Below are 25,330 nucleotides of genomic sequence, written 5' to 3' on the forward strand. Positions count from 1 at the left end.
GCGGCGAGGATGGCGAAGCGCTTTTCCCAGGACGGCCAGTATCTGTCCATCACCACCCCGCTGGGGGCGGACGCGCTGGCGCTGCGCACCATCGTGGGGGAGGAGCGGCTGTCGTCGCTGTTCACCTACCGCATCACCATGATCTCGTCGGACGAGGACATCGCCTTCGACCGCGTCGTCGGCAAGGCGGTGACCGTCGCCATCACGCTCGGCGACCAGGAGACGGTGCGCCACATCAACGCCATCGTCGGCCGGATCGAGCTGACCCACGTCGACGACCGCGGCCAGGTCGCCCATTACGAGGCGGAGCTTCACCCCTGGCTGTGGATGCTGACCCATTCCGGCGACTGCCGCATCTTCCAGGAGAAGACGGTCCCGGAGATCGTCGAGGAGGTCTGCAAGGGCGCCGGCTACACCGATCTCAAGAAGTCGCTGACCGGCACCTACGCCAAGCGCGAATATTGCGTGCAGTACCGCGAGACCGACTACAACTTCGTCGCCCGGCTGCTCGAAGAGGAAGGCATCTTCTACTACTTCACGCATGAGGACGGGAAGCACACGCTGGTGCTGGGCGACGGGGCCAACGCCTTCGCCAAGAGCCCGCTGCTCGACGCCTTCGAATACCGCACCACCGAAGGGCACGACGACGAGGACCATGTGCTGAACGGGCTCAGCGTCGAGCGGCGGGTGACGACCAAGAGCTACGGGATCGACGGCTACCATTTCGAGACGCCCTCGACCGACCTCTACGCCACGGCGGAAGGCGCCTCAGGCTTCGGCACGGTCAGCGACTACATGGGCCGCCACACCACCTCGTCGGATGGCGAGGCGATGGCCAAGCTTCGCCAGCAGGCACTGGCCTTTCCCGGTCGCCGGGTGCGCGGCAGCGGCGAATGTCGCTCGCTGGAGGCCGGCACGCGCATCACCGTGTCCGGCCACAGCAAGAGCGACCTGAACGCCGAGTATGTCCTGCATTCGGTGCGCATCGACGGGGCGAGCGGCCATTTCAACGCTCATTTCACCGCCTTCCCGCCCGACCTGCCCTTCCGCCCGCTCGACACGGCGGTGAAGCCGCGCATCCACTCCACCCAGACCGCCATCGTCGTCGGCAAGAGCGGGGAGGAGATCTGGCTCGACAAGTACGGGCGGATCAAGGTGCAATTCCACTGGGACCGGCTGGGCAAGAAGGACGAGAAAAGCTCCTGCTGGGTCCGCGTCGCGCAGAACTGGGCGGGCAAGAACTACGGCATCATGTTTTTCCCCCGCGTCGGGCAGGAGGTGGTGGTCACCTTCCTCGACGGCGACCCCGACCGCCCGCTGGTCACCGGCTCGGTCTACAACGCCGAACAGACCGTGCCCTACACGCTGCCCGACGATTCGACCAAGAGCACCATCAAGACCCAGACCTCGAAGAACGGCACCGGCAAGTTCAACGAGATCCGCTTCGAGGACAAGGCCGACGCCGAGGAGATTTTCGTTCACGCCCAGAAGGACATGAACGTCGAGGTGTTGAACGACGTGACCCGCCTCATCAAGCACGACGAGGTGGAGACGGTCGAGAACGACAGCACCATCGACATCCAGCACGACCGCAAGCTGACCGTGAAGAACGATCGCAGCATCACCGTGTCGGAGGGCAACGAGACGCACGAGGTCGCGAAGGGCACGCGCGCCGTGACGGTGAAGGGGAACGAGACCCACACCAACAAGGCGGACTTCATCCACAAGGCCGACGGCGACTACACCCTGACCGTGAAGGGCAATCTGACCATCGACGTGACCGGCGACGTGGTCATCAAGGGCAAGTCGGTGAAGGTGACCGCCACGTCGGGCGAGGTCGGCGTCAAGTCCGGAACGGACATGAAACTCGACGCCGGCGGCGCCTTCAACGCGAAATCCGGCATGGCCATGGAGATCAAGTCGGGCATGGGCATGGACGTGAAGGCGAGCATGGGCATGAACCTGAAAGCCGGCATGGCCCTGACCGCGGAGGGGCTGTCCGCGACGCTGAAGGCCCAGACCATGGGCGAGGTCAGCGCCGGCGCCATCATGACCGTCAAAGGCACCCTGGTGAAGGTGAATTGAGATGGCCGGTGAGACAGCCGACGAAGCCGTATCCGATCCCCAACCCGTGGAGGAGCGCGACGAGCAGGGCCGCATCGTGCGCAGCGGCGAGATGCGCGATGAGGAGTTTCATGGCCTTTACACCGCTTACGGCGAGGACGGTCACCCGATCCTGCGCGCCCGGCTGCGCGCCGGCAGGCTGCATGGGGAGGTGCGCAACTACGCCCCCGGCGGCGCCCTGGTCCAGGTGGCCGAGTATGCCGACGGCGTGCAGCACGGCCAGACCACCTTCTACGCCAACGCCCGCCCGACCTGCCGCATGACCTACCGCAGCGGGCTCCTCAACGGCCCGTCCGTCTTCTTCCATGAAAGCGGCACGGTGGCCGCCGTCTTCCAGTATTGCGACGGCAAGCGCGAGGGCGAGGCGCTGTTCCACAGCCCGCAGGGCCGCCCAATGCGCCGGGAGAGCTACGCCAACGACCGCCTGCACGGCCCGGTGCTGGGCTATTACGACGACGGCACGGTGAGCGAGCGTGCGGCCTTTCTGGACGGGCTTCAGGACGGGGTGCTGCGCCGCTACTTCCCCTCCGGCACGCTGATGCAGCACGGCGTCTACCGCCGCGGCCTGCTGATCGAACCGCTGCGGACCTATTCGGAGGACGGCAAGGAGATTGCCGTGCTTCAGCCTCCGGCGGGGTGAAAGCCTGAGCCGGCGTCAAGCATCCCCCTCCCCCCTCGGGGTGAGAGTGGAGCCCCCGTGGCTTGGGTAATGCCGGGAGCGTTCCGACAAGCCGTCCGGACTTCCGGGCCAGCGGACCGCACCGTCGTCGATATCCGCGTGTTTGCGAGCCAGGATGTAGGCCGTACCGAAGCCCGATGAAAAGGGCATTTCCAGGAACGGGCCCAACCGCAGCCCCGGTTCGGGCAATATCGCCATGGGGTTGCACATGCCCCTTTCCAGGACCTCGAACCCCAGGGCCGGGCCGAAAAGGACCCGCAGCCCTTCATCCGACATTCGCCAGAAGTCGTTCGGCAGCTCATGAATCGGCCAGCACTGCGGAACGGCGTGGTACACCAGCCCCCCGACCTTCAGGGCTCGGTTCATCTCCGCCGCGGCCAACCACGGCGCCTCCAAATGCTCCAGCACCGCCAGTGAGCACACCCCGTCGAGGCTGCCCGGCGCGACGTACCGGCTCAACGCGTGGGCGTCGCCGACGATGTCCACCCCCGGCGCCGGGTGGATATCGAACCCGATGTAGCGGCAACCGCTTCCCTCCAGCGCTTGCCGGAACACGCTGGGCTGCGTGATGGTGCGGCCGCCGATCTCCAGCACTTGGCCGTGAGACGCCCGCATGGCCTCGATGAAGCGCTGGGTCACCGCGGCCTGGTCACCGGACGGGACGGCGTAGGGGTCGGCGTGCGTCGGACCGGACACCTCGATCATCGCCTCCCCGTCCGCCGTCACGAGGCGAAGTCTCACCGGCTGAAAAGGTGGGCAGGCAAGATGAACGGCAAAGCCGCTGTCGACGACGTGCGGCCAGTCCGGCCAGAAGGCCAGCAGGTCGGGCCGGGGACAGCGAGGGATCCGGACCCTGGCCTCGCCGGATTCCAGAAACATGTCAAGAATGGGGAGATGGTAGGCGTGGGCCCACCCCCGGACGTAGACTCCCCGGGCATCGCACCACAGCGCGTCAAACAAATGAGTGGTCCGCGGCGTCGGCGCACCGAGCCGGGCCGGAGATGAGGATGGGTCGGCCTGGAGTGTCTCCAGCCGTTCCAATCTTTGCCCGATGTCATTCAATTTGGCGAGAATTGACGCGAAAATGCTGCTGTCGTGCGAAGCCAAGACCAGGATTCCTTAAAACGCGTCCCACACCGGTGTCAGCCCGACGGCATGTTCCACGAAGCGGATGATGGATTGCTTCGTTTGCCGGCACCTGGAGTGCGGCCGAGACTGTGGCGCTCCAGCCGCACTCCCACTGAAAGCGGTCTGATCATACATCAAACACTCATCCGATTGGATAGAAACGCGAAGGGAATTTCAACCTTCACCGCTCATGCCGAAAAGCAAATCGGTCGGGCAAACAGCGTCGGAAGCGACCGCGTGATGGTGCACAAGGCGGCTCGCGGTTCCACGCTCCGCGACAAACGCCAGAAGCCTCAGCCCCTTTCGGCGTCGCGACCATGGCGCTCGACCGCACCCTTGTCGACATCGCTGACAGGCCAAACTTCTGGATCCACGCCTGTTCCTCCGGACTGGAAGTGGCCGAAGTTCGAATAGGAATCCATCACGGCGTCTGAACCGTGAACTGCCCCGGCACCACGATCTGGATCACCCCTCCCCAATTGCACATCAGCTTGCTGGTGGAGGTCAGGGCCGGCATGTTGCCGACCATCACCGTGGGCGCGCCGGGCACCCAGGGAGCGACGGTGCAGGGAACGCAAGGCTGTGGCTTGATCACACCCGGCGGCGGCACCGGAATCATCGAGGCGACCACCGGGTTGGCCGGGCTGGTGCACACGCCGAAGGGCGGGATGTTCATGATGGGCTTGTTGTCCATGATGTTCGCCATCGGCGGCCCGCCGGCCATCGTCCGGTTCAATGGCAGCACCACCAGGGCGGACGGCGCCGCCCCGAAGCTGCAGGTCATCATGGCTCCCGCGCACACCGCCTGACTCATCCCGTCTCTCCATACCGAAACGTCCAGGCGAAGAGTGGGCGCCTCTGCCGTCCCGCGGCAAGCGGTCCCTGGACCGGATTGGTCCGAATTCGCTTCAACCCGGCGGAGACGGGCCGAAGCCGTCGAACAGGCCCGGCTCCGCCTCGGTCTCCGGGTCGAGCAGGTCGGTGCAGCCGACGCCGATCAGGCGGATCGACCGACCGTCCGGCTCGGCGTCCAGCATCTCGCAGCCGGTCTGCCAGATCAGCCCCGCCGACCGCGCGGGCGGATCGACGCGGCGGGAGCGGGTGATGGTCTGGAAATCGGCGGTCTTCATCTTCAGCACCACGCTGCGCCCCCGCAGGCCTGCGGCCGACAGGCGGCGCGCCACCGTCTCGGCCAGCGGGAGCAGCGCGTCCTTCAGCGCGGCCTTGTCGGCCGTTTCCCAATCAAAGGTCGTCTCGGCGGAGATGCTCTTGCTCGGCGATTCCGGTTCCACCCTCCGGTCGTCCTGGCCGCGGGCGAAGCGGTGCAGCAGGCGGCCCATCTTGCCGTGGCGGCGCACCAGATCGATCTCCGACCAGCCGCGCAGGTCGCCGACCGTGCGGATGCCGTCCGACTGCAGCTTGCGCTGGAGCACCGGCCCGACGCCCCACAGGATCGACACCGGCTTCGGCGCCAGGAAGTCCAGCGCCTGCCCCCGCCCGATCACCGAGAAGCCACGCGGCTTTTCAAGGTCGGAGGCGATTTTGGCGAACAGCTTGTTGTAGCTGAGCCCGACCGAGGCGGTGATGCCCAGTTGGTTCTCGAAGCGGCGGACCAGCTCGGCCAGCGCCTGGGCCGGGCTGATGCTCAGCCGTTCCGCCACGCCCGACAGGTCGAGGAAGGCCTCGTCGATGGACAGCGGCTCGACCAGCGGGGTGAAGGCATGCATCAGCTCCCGAGCCTGCCGGCCCACCGCCTTGTACTTCGCCATGTCGGGCCGCAGCACCACGGCGTCCGGGCAGGCCTCCAGCGCCTGCCACATCGGCATGGCCGAGCGCACCCCCGCCATCCGCGCGATGTAGCAGCAGGCGGCCACCACCCCGCGCCGGTCGCCGCCGATGATCAGCGGGCGGCTGACCAGCTCGGGCCGGTCGCGCTTCTCCACCGTGGCGTAGAAGGCGTCGCAGTCGATGTGGCCGATGGCGAGGCCGTGCAGTTCCTGATGCCGGACCAGCCGCCGGCCGCCGCATTTCGGGCAGCGCGGCTCGCTCCCGCGGAGGGCCGCCGCGCAGTCACGGCACAGGACCTTGCAATCGTCGAACACAGACATGGCCGCAGTCTAGCAGCAGCGCGCCCGCGGCGGGGAAGGAATGTTCCTGTCCCGTTCCAGTTTTCCGCTCAGAAGCGGAAACCCCGGTTGAGCAGCCAGCCGAGCGGACCGGTAAAGACCAGGGGCTGGTCCTGCACCAGCAGGCACAGGCATTCCCCGTCCGCGTCGGCCACGGCGTGATGCGGCGTGCCGGTGTCGTAGGACGCCACGTCGCCGACCCGGTAGGCCCCGAACTCGTCGGAGAAGCCGCCCTTCATCACCAGCAGCATCTCGCTGTCGGTGTGGCGGTGGGCCGGCACCCGCGACCCCGGCGCCATGCGCAGCAGGCAGGCCGAGGCCGTTCCGGCGCTGACGCCCCAGGCCGACAGGTGGACGCCCGGAACGACGCGCACCCATTCCAGCGCCTCCGGCTCCGCCCCGATGGCGCGGCGCAGCGGGCCGGGAAACAGGCTCTTTCCGGCCGGTGGGGGTACAGGCGGCGGCGCGGCAACCGTCGCGTCGAGCCGGGTCATCAGGGCGCCGAACAGCGAATCAGACACCGGCTCCGGCGGCAGATCCGCCAGTAGGACGCCGCCGCAGGCTTCCAGCTCAGCGACCTGCGCGCGGCAGGCCGGGCAATAGGCGAGATGCGCGGCGACCAGCAGCGACTGCACCTCGCGCAGGCTGCCGGCGGCGTAGTCGAGAAGCAGTTCGGGGGCGGGATGATGGGCCGGCACGGTCACGCCCCCTCCCCGAAAGCCCGGCGCAGGCGAACGAGGGCCAGCCGCAAGCGGGTCTTCACGGTTCCCAGCGGGATGCCGCGTTCGGCGGAGATTTCCGCATGAACCTTGTCCTCGTAGTAGGCGAGCCGCAGCACGTCGGCCTGCTCCGGCGGCAGGTTGCCGATCACCGCGCGCAGGCGGAAGGCCGTCTCGGCCGCTTCGAACTGGTGGTCGGGCGTGGGCTCCTCCCCACCGTCCGACATCAGGTCGTCGGGCTGAAGCTCGGGCCGCCGCTCCTGCCGGACGCGGTCGATCCGGCGGTTGCGGGCGATGGTGTAGATCCAGGTGGAGGCGCTGGCCAGCGCCGGGTCGAAGCGGTCCGCCCGCAGCCACACCGCCATCATGACGTCTTGGACCAGCTCCTCAGCAGCACTGCTGTCGGCGCCCAGCCGGCGCATGTAGGCTTTGATGCGCGGCGCGAAATGGTCGAACAGCGCGCGGAAGGCGGTGGAATCGCGGTTGCGCGCGACGGCAAGCAGCAATTGCTCGTGGTCCGGCATGGTCGGGTCGTTCGAATCGGCCTTCGGCAGCATGCCAGGGACAAGTCTTCGGTCGGTCTCGGTCTTGCCGCACCATACAACAGCGTGTGCCGCGGCACACGGCGTAATTCGGCATAGGTTCAGCGTCGTGCGTAAGGGCGGGGCATCCCCCAACTGGATTCCCTGGTATGGTGCCCCCACTTGATGCTAGGTCCGCGACGCCCTCCACCAAGCCCCTCATCAAGAAGGAAGAAGGCATGAGCCTCGAACCGAACTTCGAACATCTGCGGGCCAGGGCCGTGGAGTCGCTGTTCCAGCATCTGGCGGACGCCTGCGTCGGGCTGATCGTCGTCGACCGGGACGCGCGGATCGCCTGGATCGGCGACCGTTATCTGGAGTTGTTGGGCTATTCCGGCAACCCCGAGGACGCGCTGGGCCGCCCGGTGGAGGATGTCATCCCCAACAGCCAGATGCGCCATGTGGTGGAGAGCGGTCAGACCATGCTGCTCGACCTGATGGACATCAAGGAGCGGACCATCGTGGTCACCCGCCTGCCGCTGCGCGACGAGGACGGGACGCTGATCGGGGCCATCGGCTTCGCGCTGTTCGACCGGGCCGACCGGCTGCGCCCGCTGATGTCGAAGTACCAGAAGCTCCAGGAGGAGCTGACCCGCGCCCGGCAGGAACTGGCGCAGGAGCGGCGCGCGAAATATTCCCTGTCGCAGATGATCGGCAACAGCGATTCCATGCGCGAGGTGAAGCGCTTGGCCCGCCGCGCCGCACAGCTCGACAGCACCGTCCTGCTGCTGGGCGAGACCGGCACCGGCAAGGAGCTGCTGGCCCACGGCATCCACGCCGCCAGCCCGCGCGCCAACGCACCTTTCGTCGGGGTGAACGTCGCGGCGATCCCGGAGAACCTCCTGGAATCGGAGCTGTTCGGCGTCGCCCCCGGCGCCTACACCGGCGCCGACCGCAAGATGCGCGAGGGCAAGTTCCAGTTGGCCGACGGCGGCACCCTGTTCCTGGACGAGATCGGCGACATGCCGCTGCCGCTCCAGGCCAAGCTGCTGCGCGTGCTCCAGGAGCGGGAGTTCGAGGCGGTCGGTTCGAACAAGGTGGTGCGCGTCGATCTGCGCGTCATCGCGGCGACCAGCCGCGACCTCGACGCCCTGGTCCGCGAGCGGCAGTTCCGCGCCGACCTCTATTACCGTTTGAACGTGGTTCCGATCACCCTGCCGCCGTTGCGCGACCGGACGGAGGACATCGGCAGCATCGCCGACCGCATCCTCGACGAGCTGGCCTTCACCACCGCCGCCCCGTCGCGGGAGCTGACCGCCGGGGCGATCGCCGTGCTGGAGGATTACGACTGGCCGGGCAATGTGCGGGAGTTGCGCAACGTGCTGGAACGGGTGTCGGCGATGACCGACGACGCGGTCCTGACCGCCGATCACATCCGCGGCGCCCTGCCGCGCGCGGCGGGTCCCGCCGGTTCGGGCGAGCGGCTGGCGGAGGGCGGCGACCGTCCCTTGAGCGACGTGCTGAAGGACACGGAGCGCGCGGCCATCGTCGGCGCCCTGTCGCGCACCGGCGGGGTGAAGGCGAAGGCCGCCAAGCTGCTGGGGATTTCGCGCGCCTCGCTCTACGAGCGGATGCAGGCGCTGGGAATCAAGGAGGACACGCAGGGGGCGGTGTGAGGAGGCGGCGTGTTGCCCCCACCCTTCCCACGGCTTCGCCGCGGGCCCCTTCCCTCCCCCGCTGGGCGGGAGAGGGAGATTTTGTTCCCTCCCCCGCCCAGCGGGGGAGGGTTAGGGTGGGGGCAGAACCTTGCGCCTCAATGCGCCCCATGGAAGGTGCGGCTGATGACGTCCATCTGCTGCTCGCGGGTCAGCTTGATGAAGTTCACCGCGTAGCCGGACACCCGGATGGTCAGCTGCGGGTACAGCTCCGGATGGTCCATGGCGTGCAGCAGCGTCTCGCGGTCGAAGACGTTCACGTTGATGTGGTGGCCGCCCTGGCCGAAATAGCCGTCGAGCATGCCCACCAGATTGTCCACCCGCTCACCCTCGGTCGGGCCCAGCGCGCCGGGCACGATGGTGAAGGTGTAGCTGATGCCGTCCTGGGCGTGCGCGTAGGGCAGCTTGGCCACCGACGCCATCGAGGCGATGGCCCCCTTGCGGTCGCGCCCGTGCATCGGGTTGGCCCCCGGCGCGAAGGGCTGGCCGGCCTTGCGCCCGTCCGGCGTGTTGCCCGTCTTCTTGCCGTAGACCACGTTCGAGGTGATCGTCAGCACCGACTGCGTCGGCACCGCGTCGCGGTAGGCCTTCTGCTTGCGCAGCAGGCCCATGAAGGTCTCGACCAGCCACACCGCGATCCCGTCGACCCGATCGTCGTTGTTGCCGAAGGCCGGATAGTCGCCCTCGATCACGAAATCGGTGGCAAGGCCACGCTCGTCGCGCACCACCTTCACCGTGGCGTGCTTGATCGCCGACAGGCTGTCCGCGACCACGCTCAGGCCGGCGATGCCGCAGGCCATGGTGCGCAGCACGTCGCGGTCGTGCAGCGCCATCTCCAGCCGCTCGTACATGTACTTGTCGTGCATGAAGTGGATGGCGTTGAGCGTGTTCATGTAGGCGCGCGCCAGCCATTCCATCATCGGCAGCAGGCGGGCGACCACCGTGTCGTGGTCGAGCACGTCGCCGGTGATCGGCGCGAAGGCCGGGCCGACCTGCTCGCCCGACACCTCGTCGCGGCCGCCGTTGATGGCGTAGAGCAGCGTCTTGGCGAGGTTGGCGCGGGCGCCGAAGAACTGCATCTGCTTGCCGATGCGCATGGCCGAGACGCAGCAGGCGATGCCGTAGTCGTCGCCCCAGAAGGGCCGCATCAGATCGTCGTTCTCGTACTGCACCGAGCAGGTCTTGATCGACGTCTCCGCGCAGAACTTCTTGAAGCCCTCCGGCAGGCTTTCCGACCACAGAACGGTCAGGTTCGGTTCCGGCGCCGGACCCAAATTCTGGAGCGTATGGAGCATGCGGAAGCTGCCCTTGGTCACCAGCGTGCGCCCGTCGAGCGCCATGCCGCCGATGCACTCCGTCACCCAGGTCGGATCACCGGAGAAGAGCTGGTCATATTCCGGCGTCCGCAGGAAACGCACCATGCGCAGCTTGATGACGAACTGGTCGATCAGTTCCTGAGCGCCCGCCTCGTCCAGGCGGCCTTCGCGCAGGTCGCGCTCGATGTAGACGTCGAGGAAGCTCGACACGCGGCCGAGCGACATGGCCGCTCCGTTGGCCTCCTTCACCGCTGCCAGATAGGCGAGGTAAGTCCACTGCACCGCCTCGAAGGCGTTGGTCGCCGGACGGGTCACGTCGAAGCCGTAGGATGCCGCCATCGTCACGAGGTCGCGGAGCGCGCGGATCTGCTCGGTGATCTCCTCGCGCAGGCGCAGCGTGTGTTCGTCGATGCGGTCGACTTCCAGGCTCTTGTACTGGGCCTTCTTGTCGGCGATCAGGAAATCGGCGCCGTAGAGCGCCAGCCTGCGGTAGTCGCCGATGATGCGCCCGCGGCCGTAGGCGTCCGGCAGGCCAGTGATGACGCCCGACTTGCGGCAGCGCAGCATCTCGTCGGTGTAGACATCGAAGACGCCGTCGTTGTGCGTCTTGCGCAGCGCCGGGAACACGTCGTCCAGCTTGGGCGAGGGCTTGAAACCGTAAGCCTCCAGGCCCGTCTTGACCATCCGCCAGCCGCCGAAGGGCATGATCGACCGCTTCAGCGGCTTGTCCGTCTGAAGCCCGACGATGACCTCAAGCTCCCGGTCGATGAAGCCGGGGGCGTGGCTGACGATGGAGGACACCAGTTCCGTGTCGGCGTCGAGAACGCCGCCCTTGGCCGCGCGCTCCTCCTTCAGGAGATCGCGCACCTTGTTCCACAGCGACAGGGTGCGGTCGCTGGCCGGGGAGAGGAAACTGCCGTCGCCGCCGTAGGGGCGGACGTTCTTCACGATGAAATCGCGCAGATCGACCGTGGTCCGCCAGGAACCGGGCGCAAAACCGCGCCAGGGGTTCGGCGTCTCGGCTTCGGCAACGGGGATTTTCGGTTCGAACATCAGGGAATCCATGACGCGCCTCTATTGGTCTGCGGCGGTCCCTGCCCTCCCCGGCGGGGGCCGCGCCACGTTGCGCGGCGCCGGACCGGACGGACCCGCCCGGCCAAGCATCGCGCTTGCCCAATCAGTAGGCGCCCGAAGCTCCCAGCCCACATTGATCCCAATCAATCAATCTCTGCGAAATACGCAGGGCACCATCCAAGTCACGTCCTGTCACAAAAACTGATAGAATGCGCCGTTTTTGCGGCGCAGCATTTGAGACAATCCATCAAAAAGCGAATATTTTCATTTGGATCGCCCGTTTTAAAACAGATGGCCGGGATCAGCGCAGCGCGCTTGCGATATCTTGCGCCAAGCGGGCCAGGGTGCGGCTGAGGGCGTCGGCGACGGCACCGGGATCGCCGGCCGCGCTCACCGGTTCCTGCGCCGCGGTGTGGCCCAGACGGCGCAGCCGGTCGCCGCCCTGGTCGAAGACACGCCAGCGCGCCTCCAGAACCGCCGGCCCGTCCTCCGCCGCGTCGAAGCGGTCCAGCGTTACCTCCACCACCTGGGACAGCGGGAAGTCGCGCTGAAGCGGCAGGCCGACGACCTCCGCACCCGGTAGATCCGTCTCCAGATTCCTCAGCAGCTTGCGGGTCACCATCTCGTCGAGAGGGCCGCCCCAGCGGTCGAACTCCATGACGACCAGCCGGTTGCCGGGCGCCCGCATCACCAGCTCGGAGCGGTCGAGATAGCCGGGGACCTTCACGTCCTCCAGCCCGATCACGCGCCGTTGCGTCTCGCTTCCCCGCAATGGGGCGGCGCTCGGCGGGGCGGCGTCCGGCGCGACGGCGTCCAAATGGTAGAAGCGGCTGGGCTGCGTGCTACAGGCGGCCAGCAGGGCCACAGCGAAGGCGCACAGCAGCAGGCGACGGGCGTGAAGAGCGAGAGCCATGGGAATCCTCAACCGCGTTTGCCCCGGATCAGGGCTTCGGGATGGCGTTCGAGATAATCGGTCAGGCCGCGGATGGAGCGGGCCGCGGCGGTCAGTTCGCGCACCAGCCCCTGCAGGTCGCTAACCGCGGGGCGGGACGAGTTGACCAGCCCGTCCGCGCTGCTGAGCGTTTTCTCGGCCTGCCGGACCAGCTTGGAGGTGTTTTCCGCCACGTCGCGCAGGGCGCGGATGGTCGGCTCGCCCTCGCTGCCCAGCGCCTGCGTCGTCTTTTCCAGTTCGGCGAGCGACCGGCTGAGCGAGCCGATGGCCTGCGCGATCTCCGGCGAACCGATCAGGGCGCCGGCCTTCTGGATGGTCGAGCGCAGTTCCACCACCGTTTCGGCGATGGGCGCGCGGGCCAGCTCGTTCATCAGGTCGGTGGCGGTCTTGGTCGCCGTATCGAGCACGTTCGGCTGGGAGGGCAGTTCCGGGTAGGGACCGCCGCGGACCAGTGTTTCCTTCGGCGCGTCCGGGAACAGGTCGAGCGTCACGATCAACTCACCGGTCAACAGGTTGCCGGTGCGCAACTGCGCCCGCAGCCCCTGCTCCACCAGCGCTTTCATGCGGGCATAGGCGGTCTCGGTGTCGTGCGCCGCCGGCAGGTCGCTGCCCAGCCGCTCCGGCTCGATGTTCAGGGTCACTGGAATGCGGGCCTCGCCGGTCACCGGGTCCACGTCGAGGCGGATGTCGGTCACCTCGCCCACCCGGATGCCGCGGAATTCCACCGCGGACCCCGGATGCAGCCCGCGCACCGACCCGTCGAAATGCACCAGGAAGGGCACCCGCCGGGTGAAGCGGGCGTCGCTGGCGGCGTTTCGGCTCTCATAGAGGGGGAAGTCCGTGCCCTCCGCCGCGATCTCGCCACTGTCGCCGGGACCGCCGAGGCCGGGAGTCTCGAAGGACACGCCGCCGGTCGCCAGTGATTGCAGCGATTCCAACGCCACCGTCGGCCCTTCCGGCCCGATGGACACCGACAGGCCGCTGGCGTTCCAGAAGCGGGTGTTGGGCCGGACGATTCGGTCATAGGGGGCATGGATGAAGACCGGGATGGTCAGCGACTGCCAGTCCTGGGAAAACTCGTAGCCGACCACCTCGCCGACCTGGATGCCGCGGTAATAGATCGGTGCCCCCGGCCCGAGCCCGCCCAGCCGGTCGGCGCGCAGCGCGAAGCGCCGCCCCGGCGAGCTGGACCGGATCAGCGGCGGCTCCTCCAGGCCCCGGAAGGCGGTCAGCGCCTCGCCGTTGCCGGTCCCCGGGTCCATGCCGATGTAGGCGCCCGAGATCAGCGTGCCGAGGCCTGACACACCACCGAAGCCCAGCCGCGGCTTGACCACCCAGAAGCTTGTCCGGTCGTTGAGATAGGAGGCGGCGCCCTTTACCATGCGCACGGAGACGATGACGTTCGCCAGGTCGGGCGAGACCGCCACCCCCTGCACTGTCCCAACATCGACGTCGCGGTAGCGCACGCGGGTCTTGCCGGGCTCCAGCCCCTCCGCCGTGTCGAAGGTGATGGTGATGGTCGGGCCGCGCTCGTTCAGCGTCCTCCAGGCCAGCCAGCCGCCGACCAGCGCGGCGACCAGCGGCACCAGCCAGATCAGCGGCAGGCCGCGGCGGCGGCGGATCACCGGGCTGGCCGGCTCTACCGTGGGCTTCGGATCAGTCATGGGCATCAATCATAGAGGAATCCTGCCGCTCCGCCCGCCGGGGCGGCGCATCCCAGATCAGCCGGGGGTCGAAGGAGTCCGACGCCAGCATGGTGATGATGACGACCGCGGCGAAGGCGACGGCACCCAGCTCCGCGTGGATGGTGGCTATGGCGCCCAATTGGACCAGGGCCGCCAGAAGCGAGATCATGAAGATGTCCACCATGGACCAGCGCCCGACCCCTTCGATCAACCGGTAGAGCCGCGTGCGGTCGCGTTGCCGCTTCGGCGACCCCCGCTGCACCGTCCACAGCAGATAGGCCAGCCCGATCAGCTTCAGCACCGGCACGGTGATGCTGGCGAAGAAGACCAGCAGGGCCACCGGCCACATCTCCGCGGCGATCAGCGCCTCCACACCGGACAGGATGGTGTCGGGCTGGCCGGCGCCGAAATAGACCACCGTCATGATCGGCAGCAGATTCGCCGGAATGTAGAGGATCGTCGCCGCGGAGATCAGCGCCCAGCCGCGCGGCAGGCTGTTCGGCTTGCGGTGGTGCAACCGGGCGCCGCAGCGCGGGCAGGCGCCCTCCGACCCGCCGCCCTCCGGGCCGGCGACCACCTGATGGCAGTCGTGGCAGGCGGTCAGCCGCTCCGGATCGGCGTTGGCGGCTTGTGCGACACGGGTCTGCGGGGCGATCCGCTCCCACACCTCGAAGGGGCTGAGCGACGCCTCCCCCCACACCTGCACCAGGATGAAGGCGACCAAGGCGGCCAGCGACGCCCCCGGCTCCAACTCCGCCAGATCGGACAGCTTCACATAGGCGACGATCAGGCCGAGCAGGAAGACCTCCGCCATCGCCCAGCGGCGCAGCCGCGCCACCGTCCGGAAGGTCCAGGCCGCGCCCGGCGCCGCCGTCCGCCCGGCGGCGAGCGGCATCACGACGTAGAGCGTGCCGAGCACCTGCGCCAGCGGCGCCAGGAACAGCACGAAGAAGACCAGGACGCCCAGCACCTCGTAGCCGCCGTCCCACAGCGCCACCGAGCCGCTGAGCAGGGTCGCCGTCTGCGCCCGCCCCTCCAGCTCGAAGGTCAGAATGGGGAACAGATTGGCGGTGACGAACAGGATCGTCGAGGCGATGGCGAGGGCCACCGCGTGCCCCAGCCCGCCGGTCCGGAAATGGCGCAGCACCGCCCCGCAGCGGTGGCATTCCGCACGATGGCCGGGCAAGGCCGGCGGCAGGGCGTGCGGCGCGCCGCAGTCGTGACAGAGCAGGATCGGTTGGTCCGGTGAGGTCATAGCGTTGGCTTAACATTTCCCACGGGCGAAAGGTCCGCCGATTGCGGGGTGCGCCGGTGGAGGAGCGCTGAGCGGGGCAGACCGCAAGCCCCGGATGAAAAAAGCCCTTCCCCCATGGATGGGGAAAGGGCTTCAGCCTTGCGGAAGATAGATTTCGGTCAGACGAAAAGATTGAAGCTGCCCATCAGCTTCTGCGTGCCGGTCTGGCCGGTAGGGATGGAATTCAGGCTCGACGCCGCCTGGCTCAGTCCATCCAGCATGGCCTGCTGGCCGGTGGACAGGTTGAACGGGCTCTCACCCTTCTTCGGCGCCTTGGCGACCGTGTCGTAATCCTGGGTGTATTTGCCCATGCTGAGCTGGATGGCGTAATTCTTGGCGTCCTTGGGCGACTGGCCCTTCTCGCGCGTCAGGCGCAGGGTGTAGTCGCCGCGGTCGAGTTCGTACTCGCCCTGCATCATGCTCTTGAAAGCGTCGTAGTTCTTTCCGGCGCTCTTGTCGCTGTCGGCCAGAACCGTGCCGAATTTGGACATCACCTGGACGCGCAGCCCCTCGTCGCCGACCTGCCCCAGCGTCATTTCGCCTTTGGTCGTCACGCGGAACTTGTAGAAGTCGACCGGATCGTCGGCGCCCAGCGCACCGACCACGTTCAGGCGGGTCACGTTCTTGGCGAGAACACCCATGTCCGTGGCGAAGCCGGGGGTGTTGACGGAGGACTTGCGGACGTCCTTGCGGAATTCCTGCACGTTCGCGGCGGCGGCTGCTTCGGCCTCCCGCTGCGCGTTCATGCGCTCCACAGCAGCGGACACGGACTTGTTGAGGTCCGAGACCATCTGGTTGACGCCGGCCATTCCGTCAGACATGGCACCTTCTCCCATCAGGCGCGCTCCCCAAACGGAGAAGCGCGAATGGATCGCTGGATCCTTACTTTACTGCAAAGCACGTAAAGTTGCGAATTGTTTTTCGCCGAAATTTCAGATAGGGCGTCGGGCGAGTTGTGCGGCCATCCGGTTCAGCACGCCAGGGAGGCCCTCCCCAGCCCGTGGCTGGAACAGGCGCTGCGCCGGAAACCAGGGGCGCACCGCAGTGCCGAGCTGGGTCCAGTCCCGCCCACCGAAGCGCCAGACCGGCACACCGAGCGCCGCCGCCAGTTCCCCCACCGCCGTGGCGGGCGCGATCACCAGATCCAGGTTCGCCATCAGCGCCGCCGTCCCATCGAAGTCATCGGTCAGGTCGAGATCGTCCCAACGATGGATGGCGACGCCGAACCGGTCCTCCGCCGCAATCCGCTCGGCCTCGCACACGCCATACTGGAGGTTGACGAAGACCAGACCCGGCACGGCAAACAGCGCCCCCCACTGGTCGAGCCGGCTGTAGGCGGCACGGCGCGATTCAGTCATCAGCGCGCTGCGCCAGCCGATCCCCACGCGAAGGCCGGGGCCGAGCGCAGCGACACGGTCACCCCAGAACGCCACCCGAACCGGGTCGGGGACCAGCCAGCCGCCAGCAGCACTGGCGAAGGCGGACAGGTCGCGGCGAAAGACCCGCGCCAGGGAACCGATGGGCGTGTGCAGGTCGCAATCGGGCACGGTGCCCGCGTCGCTCCGTTGGGGACGGACCAGCGCGGCGGGGAAGGAGCGGGCGAACAGGGGCACCAGCCGCCGGTCGGTTTCGATCACCACGGAACGGGCACGGGCGATGGCCTCCGCGCAGAGGGAGGAGAACAGGATGGTGTCGCCCACCCCTTGCTCGCCCCAGATCAGCAGGCGCTTGCCCGCCAGATCCTCGCCACGCCACGCCAGCATCCGCAGCTGACGCGCCCCACCCGCCTGACCGGACGCGAAGCGCCAGCCATAGCCGGCCCAACCCTCCTCCAGCGCGCCGCGCTCCAGCCGCAGCAGGCCGCGGTTGAACTGGGCCAGCGGCAAGTCGGGACTTACGCGGAGCGCCCGCCCATACAGACGGTCCGCCAGCCCCCCGTCGCCCAGACGCTGCACCGCCAGACCGAGATTGCACAAGGTCGCCGCATAGCCGGGGTCGAGCGCCAGGGCGCGGCGGAACCAGCGGGCCGCCTCCGCGTGGCGGAGCCGCGCCTGCAGCGCGTGGCCGAAATTGTTGTTGGCCTGCGGTTCTTCCGGCATCAGCCGCAGGGCGCGGCGGTGCGCCCGTTCGGCCTCGTCCAACCGCTCCGCCTCGCGCAGCCCGCCGCCGAGGTTGGACAGCCCTTCTGGCAAAGCCGGGTCGAGCAGGACGGCGCGCCGCCACGCCGCCAGGGCCGCCACCGCTCGGCCTTGCCGGCTCAGCGCGTTGGCCAGATTGTTCCAGAACGTCGCCCGGTCGGCGCTGTGGGCCAGAGCGGCGCGGTGGCAGGCTTCGGCCTCCGCGAAGCGGCCCTGCCCGGCGCGCAGCGTGCCCAGGCTGTCGGCCGCGTCCACGCATGCGGGATCAAGTGCGAAGGCCGCCTCGAAGCATGTGGCGGCCCCGTCAGTCTGTCCGAGATCGCGCAGCACCAGCCCGAAGCCGTAGAGAAGCGCCGGGTTGCGGCGGTCCAGCCGCAAGGCGTCGGTGTAAGCAGTCACCGCCTCGGCCAGCCGTCCCTGCGCGTGATTGCGGGCGGCCAACGCCGTCAGGGTGGACAGGTCATTGCGGGAAGCATCGTCGGGACTCATCCCGGCACAGTGGCCCGCGGGACCGGAGCAGCGCAAGCACCGTCCGGCCCCGCGGTCGCGGTTGCTCAGTCCTCGCCGTCCTGCAGCGCCGGGGGACGCGGGGCGGCGTTGACCGGGGCGGCGAGTTGGGCGTCGACCACCGCCACCGCCGTCATGTTGACCAGACCGCGCGTGGTCACCGACGGGGTCACGATGTGCACGGGACGCGCGGCGCCCAGCAGCATCGGCCCGACATTCTGCGCGTCGGCCATGATCTTCAGCATGTTGAAGGCGATGTTGGCGGCGTCCAGGGTCGGCATGACCAGCAGGTTCGCCTCGCCCTTCAGGCGGCTGTCGGGCAGAACGCCCTTGCGCAGCACCTCCGACAGGGCGGCGTCGGCATGCATCTCGCCGTCCACCTCGAGGTCGGGATTCTCCTCGGCGATGAGCTGGTAGGCCAGCCGCATCTTGCGGGCGGACGGGGTATCCGCGCTCCCGAAGTTGGAGTGGGAGAGCAGCGCCACCTTCGGCTCGATGCCGAAGCGCTTCACCTCCTCCGCCGCCAGCCGGGCGATCTCGGCCACCTGCTCGGCGGTCGGGTCGGGGTTGACGTAGGTGTCGCAGATGAAGTGCGTGCCCTTCTGCGAGATCAGCCCGTTCATGGCACCGGCGACCTTCACGCCCTTGCGCAGGCCGATCACGTCCATGACGTGGTTGAAATGGTCGCCGTAGCGGCCCGAGGTGCCGCAGACCATGCCGTCGGCCTCGCCCCGGCGGACCATCAGCGCTCCGAAGACGCTCGGCTGGGTGCGCACGACGTTCAGCGCGTTGGCCGGCGACACGCCGCGGCGGCCCATGAGCTGGCGGTAGACCTCGGCGTAGTTGTGGCAGCGCAGGTCACGGGCGGCCTCGATCACCTCCACGTCCTTGCCGATGCGGATGCGCAGGCCCATGTCGGCGATCGTTCGCTCGATCACGTCGGCGCGGCCGAGCAGGACCGGATGGGCGATGCCGTCATCCACCACCACCTGGGCGCAGCGCAGGACGCGCGGCTCCTCGCCCTCGGCGTAGACGATGCGCTTGGGCGCCGCCTTCGCCTTGGTGATGACCGGCTTCATGACGAGGCCGGAGCGGAAGACATACTGGCCGAGGCTGTCGCGGTAGGCGCGGAAATCGACGATCGGCCGCGTCGCCACGCCCGACTCCATGGCGGCCTTGGCGACCGCCGAGGACACCTCGATCACCAGACGCGGGTCGAAGGGCTTGGGCAGGATGTAGTCCGGCCCGAAGCGCAGATTCTCGCCGACATAGGCGGCGGCCACCACGTCCGACGGCTCGGCCTGGGCGAGGCTGGCCATGGCGTGGGTGGCGGCGATCTTCATCTCCTCGTTCACCGTCGTGGCGCCGACGTCGAGCGCGCCGCGGAAGATGAAGGGGAAGCAGAGGACGTTGTTGACTTGGTTGGGGAAGTCCGAGCGGCCGGTGGCGATGATGGCGTCGGGGCGGGCCTGCCGGGCGAGGTCCGGCATGATTTCCGGTTCCGGGTTGGCCAGCGCCAGCACCAGCGGCTTGTCGGCCATGCGGGTCAGCATCTCCGGCTTCAGCACCTTGGCGCCCGACAGGCCGAGGAAGATGTCCGCCCCGTCGATGACGTCGTTCAGCACGCGGGCGTCGGTGTCCTGCGCGTAGGCGTCCTTGTAGGGGTTCATCTCCTCGTTGCGGCCCTTGTGGACCACACCGATGCGGTCGACCAGCCAGACATTCTCGCGCTTGACGCCCAGGCTGAGCATCAGGTCCAGGCAGGCGATGCCCGCCGCCCCGCCGCCGGTGGAGACGACCTTGACCGTGGAGATGTCCTTGCCGACCAGCTTCAGCCCGTTCAGGACGGCCGCACCGACCACGATGGCGGTGCCGTGCTGGTCGTCGTGGAAGACCGGGATCTTCATCCGCTCGCGGCAGCGGCGCTCCACCTCGAAGCAGGCGGGGGCGGCGATGTCTTCGAGGTTGATGGCGCCGAAGGTCGGCTCCAGTCGGACAATGGTGTCGACCAGACCGTCGACGTCCTTCTCGTTCAACTCCAGGTCGAAGCAGTCGATGCCGGCGAACTTCTTGAAGAGGACGGCCTTGCCCTCCATGACCGGCTTGGCTGCCATCGGACCGATGTCGCCCAGGCCCAGCACCGCCGTGCCGTTGGTGATGACCGCCACGAGATTGGCGCGGGCCGTCAGCTCCGCGGCCTGGGCCGGGTCGGCGGCGATGGCGCTGGACGCCGCGGCCACGCCCGGCGAATAGGCCAGCGCGAGGTCGCGCTGGTTCGCCATGGGCTTGGTGGCGACGATCGCCAGCTTACCGGGCTTCGGATTCCGGTGGTACTCAAGCGCCATAGCGTCGAAGTCGCCGGACATACGTCCACTCCCCTTTTAACTTGATTTCAGTTAACTTGCCGAACGACGAACTGTTTCCACCCCGGCTTATACCTGAATTGCCCAAGCACCGGAATGGGGAAAGGGGCAGTCCGCGGCAGACCGCCCCCTCCTTTTCACCTCTTGGGACCGGAAGCCGGACCCGCGTCAGATGCGGGCGAGCGCCGGTTCCTTGAAGTGCTCCTGATATTCGGCGACCGCCTTGGTCTCGTCGAACTCGCCTTCCATCTTGGCGACCACGATGGTGGCGACGCCGTTGCCGATCAGGTTGGTGATGGCGCGGGCTTCGGACATGAAGCGGTCGACGCCCAGCAGCAGCGCCAGACCTTCGATCGGCAGGTGGCCGGTGGCCGACAGGGTGGCCGCCAGCGTCACGAAGCCGCCGCCGGTGACCGCCGCCGCACCCTTGGACGTCAGCATCAGCAGGCCGAGGATGGTCAGCTGCTGCCAGATCGTCAGGTCGATGTTGAAGGCCTGGGCGATGAAGATCGCGGCCATCGACAGGTAGATCGAGGTGCCGTCCAGGTTGAAGGAGTAGCCGGTCGGGATGACGAGGCCGACGACGTGCTTGGAGCAGCCGAACTTCTGCATCTTCTCCATCATGCGCGGCAGCACGGACTCCGACGAGGAGGTGCCGAGCACGATCAGCAGCTCGTCCTTGATGTAGCGCAGGAAGGTCAGGAGGCTGAAGTTGTACAGGCGGGCGATGCTGCCCAGCACGACGAAGACGAACAGCGCCATCGTGATGTAGACCGCCGCCATCAGCTGGCCGAGCGAGGTCAGCGACGACACGCCGTACTTGCCGATGGTGAAGGACATCGCGCCGAACGCACCCAGCGGGGCGACGCGCATCAGGATGCCGATCACGCCGAACATGGCGTGCGACACCTTCTCGAACATGTCCTCGACCACCTTGCCCTTCTGGCCCATGGCGGACAGCGCGACGCCGAAGATCACCGCGAAGAACAGGATCTGCAGCATATCGCCCTTGACGAAGGCGCCGACGACGTTGTCCGGGACGATGTTGACCAGGAAGTCGATGGTCGTGTGGTTCTGCGCCTCGGTCGCGTATTTGGCGACGGCGTCGGCCTTCAGCGAGCCGGCCTGGATGTTCATGCCGGCACCCGGCTTCACCAGATTGACGACCAGCAGGCCGAGACCCAGGGCAAAGGTGGTGACGATCTCGAAATACAGGATCGCCTTGCCGCCGACCTTGCCGACCTTCTTCATGTCGCCGATCGAGGAGATTCCGGTGACCACGGTCAGGAAGACGATCGGGCCGATGACCATCTTGATCATCTTGATGAAGACGTCGCCCAGGGGCTTCATCTGCACCGCAAGAGCCGGATAGAAATGGCCGAGCAGAATGCCGATGGTGATCGCGGTCAGAACCTGAACCGTCAGGTTCGTGTAGAATGGCTTTTTCTGGGGCTGCCCTTGGGCGTGCATGTTCGTCTCCTCGTGGCGTTCCTGAAATGGGCTGCCGCTCTTGTCTCGCGGTCGGCGGCCTGCCCGTCATGCCCCTCTCAAAGCAAGCGGTGTGCCAAAGACAAAAGTGAGGAATCGCAGCGCTCTGACGGAGCGCGTGGGTCAGAATCCGCACGACAGGGGCGGAATCCATGTGCGAAAATCCGCACATCGAGACCTCTTGTTGCGGCGCAACATGAATTGAGGACCGTTGGTTAGGATCGCCCCCACCCGCTGGACATTTTCGCAAAGCCGCGACTGGGTCGCCCGGCGGGCGTCCGGCCTGTTCGCCCGTCCGCGGCGGGTGATGCTGGCCGTGCTGGTCGTCGGCATGCCGCTGGCCGCGGCGGTGGCGGCGGGTCTGGCGGCGGACAACGCCGGTGAATCCCTGCGCGAACAGGGATCGGCGCAGCTGTCGCTGTACGAATCCAACCTACGCACGGAGCTGGAGCGCCACGCCGCCGTACCGATGGTGCTCGCTCGCGACCAAGAGGTCGCCGACCTGCTGCGCGACCCCAGCCCGGAGCGGGTGGACCGCATGAACCGCAAGCTGGAGGCCATCGCGGCGACGCTGAAGGCGTCGGCCCTCTATGTGATGAACGGGGCGGGCACCACCGTCGCGGCCAGCAACTGGAACGCCTCGCCCAGCTTCGTCGGGCAGAATTTCAGCTACCGTCCCTATTTCCAGTCGGCCATGGAGCAGGGGGAGGGGCATCACTTCGCGCTCGGCACCACCTCGCTCGTCCCCGGCTACTACACGGCCCAGCGGGTGGTGGCGGAAAACCGCACAGGCGGGCGGGCGGCCGGCGTCGTGGTCCTGAAGGTCGGCTTCCAGGAGCTGGAACGCGCTTGGTCGCACGGCCAGGAGAAGGTACTGGTCTCCGACCGCGACGGAGTCGTCTTCATCACCAACGTCGAGGGCTGGCGCTACAACGCCCTGCCCCGCCGCCTGCCGGTCACGCTGCCCGCGGCGGCGGCCCCCGCGACCGAGGAGATCCCCACCCTGCCCTGGGCCTTCGGCGGGGCATCCGACCGCATCACGCTGAGGGAAGGCAACGCGGAACGGCGCTACCTCCTGCAGTCCGCCGCGGTGCCCGGCGGCGATTGGACCATCCACGCCCTGACCAGCCTCGCCCCGGTCGCCACCCGCGCCCAGCAGGCCGGGCTGCTCGCCGCCGCGGTGGTGGCGCTGGCCGCCCTTACCGGCCACGCGCTGGCCCAACGCCGCCTGAACCTCGTGGAGCGGCTGGCCCTCCAGGAGGAGGCGCGGGCCGAGTTGGAGCGCCGCGTGGCCGCCGCCACGGCGGAGCTGCGCGCCACCGAGAACGAGCTGACCCAGGCGGCCAAGCTGGCGGCGCTGGGGCAGATGTCGGCGGCCATGGCGCATGAGATCAACCAGCCGCTGGCCGCCATCCGCAGCTTCGCCGACAACGCGGTGGTGCTCTTGGAACGCGGACGGCCGGACTCGGTGCGCGACAATCTTGCGGAGATCGCCGACCTGACCGACCGCATGGCCGCCATCACCCGCAGCCTGAAGGGCTTCGCTCGGCGCGCCTCGGGCACGCTAGGCGCGGTGTCCGCCGCCGCCGCCGTCGGGCAGGCGCTGGCCCTTCTTGAGGCCCGGCTGCGCCGCGACTCCGTGACGGTGGACACCGATCTGCCTCCCGGCTCCCTGCTGGTCACCGGCGAGGACGTGCGGTTGCAGCAGGTGCTGGTCAACCTGATCGGCAACGCCGCCGACGCCGTGCGCGCCTCCCCCCGCCGCCATGTCCGCATCACCCTGGCCGCGGAGGGGGAGGAGGCGGTGCTGAGCGTCCGCGACAGCGGCCCCGGCATCGCCGAGGCTGACCTGCCACGCATCTTCGTGCCCTTCTTCACGACCAAGGAGGCGGGCGACGGGCTCGGGCTCGGCCTGTCGATCAGCCACGGCATCGTCGAGGATTTCGGCGGCAGCCTGACCGCCGCCAACCATCCGGAGGGCGGCGCCCTCTTCACCATCCGCCTCAAGCGCAGGGATATCCAGACATGACGACCGGCAGCATCGCCCCGGGTGGCCCCGTCCTCTTCGTGGACGACGAGCGGTCCGTCCGTCTCGCCGGGCAGCAGGCGCTGGAACTGGCGGGCTTCGACGTCACCGCCTGCGACGGGGCGGAGCGCGCTCTGCGCCATCTCGGCCGCGACTGGCCGGGCGCCCTGGTCACCGACGTACGCATGCCGCAGATCGACGGGCTGGAGCTGATGGAGCGCGCACTGGCGCTGGACCCCGAGCTGCCGGTCATCCTGATCACCGGCCACGGCGACGTGCCGATGGCGGTGGAGGCAATGCGGCGCGGCGCCTACGACTTCCTGGAAAAGCCCTTTCCCTCCGACCGGCTGGTCGAGGTGACGCGGCGCGCGGTGGAGAAGCGCCGGCTCGTGCTGGAGAACCGGCGTCTGCGCCACCAATTGGCCGGGCTGCCCGCCGGGGAGGCCTCGCCCATCGTCGGGCGGACGCCGGGGATTGAGCGGCTGCGCAGCGCCATCGCCGCGGTGGCCGACACCGACGCCGACGTGCTGGTGCTGGGCGAGACCGGCACCGGCAAGGAGATGGTCGCCCGCGCGCTCCACGCCGGCAGCGGTCGGCGCAAGCACCCCTTCGTCGCCCTGAACTGCGGCGCGATGCCCGAAGCGATCTTCGAGAGCGAGCTGTTCGGGCACGAGGCCGGGGCCTTCACCGGGGCCGGCAAGCGCCGCGTCGGGCGCATCGAGCACGCCAGCGGCGGCACCCTCTTCCTCGACGAGATCGAGAGCATGCCGCTGTCGCTCCAGGTCAAGCTGCTGCGCGTGATCCAGGAGCGGGTGGTGGAGCCGCTCGGCTCGAACGAGCTGATCCCCGTGGACCTGCGCGTCGTCGCCGCGACCAAGGTGGACCTGCGCAAGGCGGCCAGCGAGGGCAAGTTCCGCGAGGACCTCTATTACCGGCTCAACGTCGTCGTGGTGACCATTCCGCCGCTGCGTGACCGCCGCGACGACATCCCCCTGCTGTTCCAGCATTTCGTCCTCCAGGCCGCCGCGCGCTACAACCGCGAGCCCCGCGCGCCGAGCCCGGCGCAGGTGCAGCGGCTGGCGGCCCACGACTGGCCGGGCAACGTCCGCGAGCTGCGCAACGCCGCCGACCGCTTTGTCCTCGGGCTGGACGACGCGCTGTCGGCGGTGGGCGGCACCGCTCCAGCGATGGCGGCGGGCCGTGCCGGCCTGTCGCTGGCCGAGCAGGTGGACCTGTTCGAGAAGAGCCTGATCGAAAGTGAGCTGGCCCGTTGCAAAGGCAGCGTGAAGGCCGCCATCGAGGCGCTGAACATTCCGCGCAAGACCTTCTACGATAAGCTGAAGCGCTACGGCCTCAGCCGCGAGGATTTCGTGGAGTGACCTTTCTTCGGACGGTGGACGACGGGACCGCGATGGGCGAAAAAGCCATCTGACCCGCCCGCCCCATGGACACCGGAGGCCCGCCCTGGCGACCAT

At 68.2% G+C, this 25,330-nt stretch carries 18 protein-coding genes; 5 read left to right on the top strand and 13 right to left on the bottom strand.

Annotated elements, in window-relative coordinates:
* Positions 1-9 precede the first annotated feature (9 nt).
* Positions 10-2,085: a type VI secretion system Vgr family protein gene (locus H1Q64_RS17555; RefSeq protein ID WP_237906397.1), complete on the top strand. Its 2,076-nt coding sequence runs from the start codon at positions 10-12 to the stop codon at positions 2,083-2,085.
* 1 nt (position 2,086) lies between these two features.
* Positions 2,087-2,764 (top strand): toxin-antitoxin system YwqK family antitoxin, encoded by a 678-nt coding sequence (locus tag H1Q64_RS17560; RefSeq protein WP_237906398.1) that lies wholly within the window; start codon positions 2,087-2,089, stop codon positions 2,762-2,764.
* Positions 2,765-2,779: 15 nt separating this feature from the next.
* Here H1Q64_RS17560 and H1Q64_RS17565 read toward each other — a convergent pair whose 3' ends face one another.
* The 5 genes from H1Q64_RS17565 to H1Q64_RS17585 all read right to left on the bottom strand — a co-directional run bounded on the left by H1Q64_RS17565 (position 2,780) and on the right by H1Q64_RS17585 (position 7,333).
* Positions 2,780-3,910 (bottom strand): class I SAM-dependent methyltransferase, encoded by a 1,131-nt coding sequence (locus tag H1Q64_RS17565; RefSeq protein WP_237906399.1) that lies wholly within the window; start codon positions 3,908-3,910, stop codon positions 2,780-2,782.
* 442 nt (positions 3,911-4,352) lie between these two features.
* On the bottom strand, positions 4,353-4,745 hold the full coding sequence (locus tag H1Q64_RS17570; RefSeq protein WP_014198555.1) for a DUF4280 domain-containing protein: 393 nt from the start codon (positions 4,743-4,745) through the stop codon (positions 4,353-4,355).
* A 94-nt stretch (positions 4,746-4,839) separates the two neighbouring features.
* Positions 4,840-6,039 carry a DNA polymerase IV gene (locus H1Q64_RS17575; protein WP_237906400.1) on the bottom strand — a complete coding sequence of 400 codons (1,200 nt, stop codon included), beginning with the start codon at positions 6,037-6,039 and terminating at the stop codon, positions 4,840-4,842.
* Between the two features lie 68 nt (positions 6,040-6,107).
* The gene (locus H1Q64_RS17580; RefSeq protein ID WP_237906401.1) at positions 6,108-6,761 is read right to left on the bottom strand and encodes a ChrR family anti-sigma-E factor; all 654 of its coding nucleotides are present in this window, start codon (positions 6,759-6,761) and stop codon (positions 6,108-6,110) included.
* Positions 6,758-7,333, bottom strand: a complete 576-nt coding sequence (locus H1Q64_RS17585) for a sigma-70 family RNA polymerase sigma factor (protein WP_237906402.1) — start codon at positions 7,331-7,333, stop codon at positions 6,758-6,760. Before H1Q64_RS17585 ends, H1Q64_RS17580 begins: the two co-directional genes overlap by 4 nt.
* Before the next feature lie 203 nt (positions 7,334-7,536).
* Between H1Q64_RS17585 and H1Q64_RS17590 the strand changes: the two genes are divergently transcribed.
* Positions 7,537-8,973 (top strand): sigma-54 interaction domain-containing protein, encoded by a 1,437-nt coding sequence (locus H1Q64_RS17590; RefSeq protein WP_237906403.1) that lies wholly within the window; start codon positions 7,537-7,539, stop codon positions 8,971-8,973.
* A gap of 137 nt (positions 8,974-9,110) precedes the next feature.
* Here H1Q64_RS17590 and pflB read toward each other — a convergent pair whose 3' ends face one another.
* The 8 genes from pflB to H1Q64_RS17630 form a co-directional block, all read right to left on the bottom strand.
* On the bottom strand, positions 9,111-11,381 hold the full coding sequence (gene pflB, locus H1Q64_RS17595) for a formate C-acetyltransferase (protein ID WP_419468847.1): 2,271 nt from the start codon (positions 11,379-11,381) through the stop codon (positions 9,111-9,113).
* A 322-nt stretch (positions 11,382-11,703) separates the two neighbouring features.
* Positions 11,704-12,315, bottom strand: a complete 612-nt coding sequence (locus tag H1Q64_RS17600; protein WP_237906405.1) for a PqiC family protein — start codon at positions 12,313-12,315, stop codon at positions 11,704-11,706.
* 8 nt (positions 12,316-12,323) lie between these two features.
* Positions 12,324-14,018 carry an intermembrane transport protein PqiB gene (locus H1Q64_RS17605; protein WP_237906406.1) on the bottom strand — a complete coding sequence of 565 codons (1,695 nt, stop codon included), beginning with the start codon at positions 14,016-14,018 and terminating at the stop codon, positions 12,324-12,326.
* A complete protein-coding gene (locus H1Q64_RS17610) occupies positions 14,011-15,294 on the bottom strand; it encodes a paraquat-inducible protein A (RefSeq protein WP_237906407.1) in 1,284 nt (427 codons plus the stop codon). Before H1Q64_RS17610 ends, H1Q64_RS17605 begins: the two co-directional genes overlap by 8 nt.
* A gap of 158 nt (positions 15,295-15,452) precedes the next feature.
* Entirely contained in the window at positions 15,453-16,154 is a 702-nt protein-coding gene (locus tag H1Q64_RS17615) for a hypothetical protein (protein WP_237906408.1), read from the bottom strand.
* Between the two features lie 111 nt (positions 16,155-16,265).
* Positions 16,266-17,960, bottom strand: coding sequence for a tetratricopeptide repeat protein (locus H1Q64_RS17620; protein ID WP_237906409.1), 1,695 nt, complete (start codon positions 17,958-17,960; stop codon positions 16,266-16,268).
* 65 nt (positions 17,961-18,025) lie between these two features.
* Entirely contained in the window at positions 18,026-20,344 is a 2,319-nt protein-coding gene (locus tag H1Q64_RS17625) for an NADP-dependent malic enzyme (protein ID WP_237906410.1), read from the bottom strand.
* Positions 20,345-20,509: 165 nt separating this feature from the next.
* Positions 20,510-21,811 (bottom strand): dicarboxylate/amino acid:cation symporter, encoded by a 1,302-nt coding sequence (locus H1Q64_RS17630; RefSeq protein ID WP_237906411.1) that lies wholly within the window; start codon positions 21,809-21,811, stop codon positions 20,510-20,512.
* A 229-nt stretch (positions 21,812-22,040) separates the two neighbouring features.
* On the opposite strand from H1Q64_RS17630, the gene H1Q64_RS17635 reads away from it, so the two are divergent.
* The gene (locus H1Q64_RS17635; RefSeq protein WP_237906412.1) at positions 22,041-23,858 is read left to right on the top strand and encodes a sensor histidine kinase; all 1,818 of its coding nucleotides are present in this window, start codon (positions 22,041-22,043) and stop codon (positions 23,856-23,858) included.
* A complete protein-coding gene (locus H1Q64_RS17640; RefSeq protein ID WP_237906413.1) occupies positions 23,855-25,234 on the top strand; it encodes a sigma-54-dependent transcriptional regulator in 1,380 nt (459 codons plus the stop codon). Before H1Q64_RS17635 ends, H1Q64_RS17640 begins: the two co-directional genes overlap by 4 nt.
* Positions 25,235-25,330 lie beyond the last annotated feature (96 nt).

This window comes from Azospirillum brasilense (assembly GCF_022023855.1).
Taxonomy (GTDB): Bacteria; Pseudomonadota; Alphaproteobacteria; order Azospirillales; family Azospirillaceae; genus Azospirillum; species Azospirillum brasilense_F.

Bases quoted from the DNA above. Each gene is read 5' to 3' on its own strand.
- H1Q64_RS17555 (WP_237906397.1), top strand. From the start codon at position 10: ATGGCGAAGCGCTTTTCCCAGGACGGCCAGTATCTGTCCATCACCACC.
- H1Q64_RS17560 (WP_237906398.1), top strand. From the start codon at position 2,087: ATGGCCGGTGAGACAGCCGACGAAGCCGTATCCGATCCCCAACCCGTG.
- H1Q64_RS17570 (WP_014198555.1), bottom strand. From the start codon at position 4,745: ATGAGTCAGGCGGTGTGCGCGGGAGCCATGATGACCTGCAGCTTCGGG.
- H1Q64_RS17575 (WP_237906400.1), bottom strand. From the start codon at position 6,039: ATGTCTGTGTTCGACGATTGCAAGGTCCTGTGCCGTGACTGCGCGGCG.
- H1Q64_RS17585 (WP_237906402.1), bottom strand. From the start codon at position 7,333: ATGCTGCCGAAGGCCGATTCGAACGACCCGACCATGCCGGACCACGAG.
- H1Q64_RS17590 (WP_237906403.1), top strand. From the start codon at position 7,537: ATGAGCCTCGAACCGAACTTCGAACATCTGCGGGCCAGGGCCGTGGAG.
- pflB (WP_419468847.1), bottom strand. From the start codon at position 11,381: ATGTTCGAACCGAAAATCCCCGTTGCCGAAGCCGAGACGCCGAACCCC.
- H1Q64_RS17600 (WP_237906405.1), bottom strand. From the start codon at position 12,315: ATGGCTCTCGCTCTTCACGCCCGTCGCCTGCTGCTGTGCGCCTTCGCT.
- H1Q64_RS17605 (WP_237906406.1), bottom strand. From the start codon at position 14,018: ATGACTGATCCGAAGCCCACGGTAGAGCCGGCCAGCCCGGTGATCCGC.
- H1Q64_RS17610 (WP_237906407.1), bottom strand. From the start codon at position 15,294: ATGACCTCACCGGACCAACCGATCCTGCTCTGTCACGACTGCGGCGCG.
- H1Q64_RS17615 (WP_237906408.1), bottom strand. From the start codon at position 16,154: ATGTCTGACGGAATGGCCGGCGTCAACCAGATGGTCTCGGACCTCAAC.
- H1Q64_RS17620 (WP_237906409.1), bottom strand. From the start codon at position 17,960: ATGAGTCCCGACGATGCTTCCCGCAATGACCTGTCCACCCTGACGGCG.
- H1Q64_RS17625 (WP_237906410.1), bottom strand. From the start codon at position 20,344: ATGTCCGGCGACTTCGACGCTATGGCGCTTGAGTACCACCGGAATCCG.
- H1Q64_RS17630 (WP_237906411.1), bottom strand. From the start codon at position 21,811: ATGCACGCCCAAGGGCAGCCCCAGAAAAAGCCATTCTACACGAACCTG.
- H1Q64_RS17640 (WP_237906413.1), top strand. From the start codon at position 23,855: ATGACGACCGGCAGCATCGCCCCGGGTGGCCCCGTCCTCTTCGTGGAC.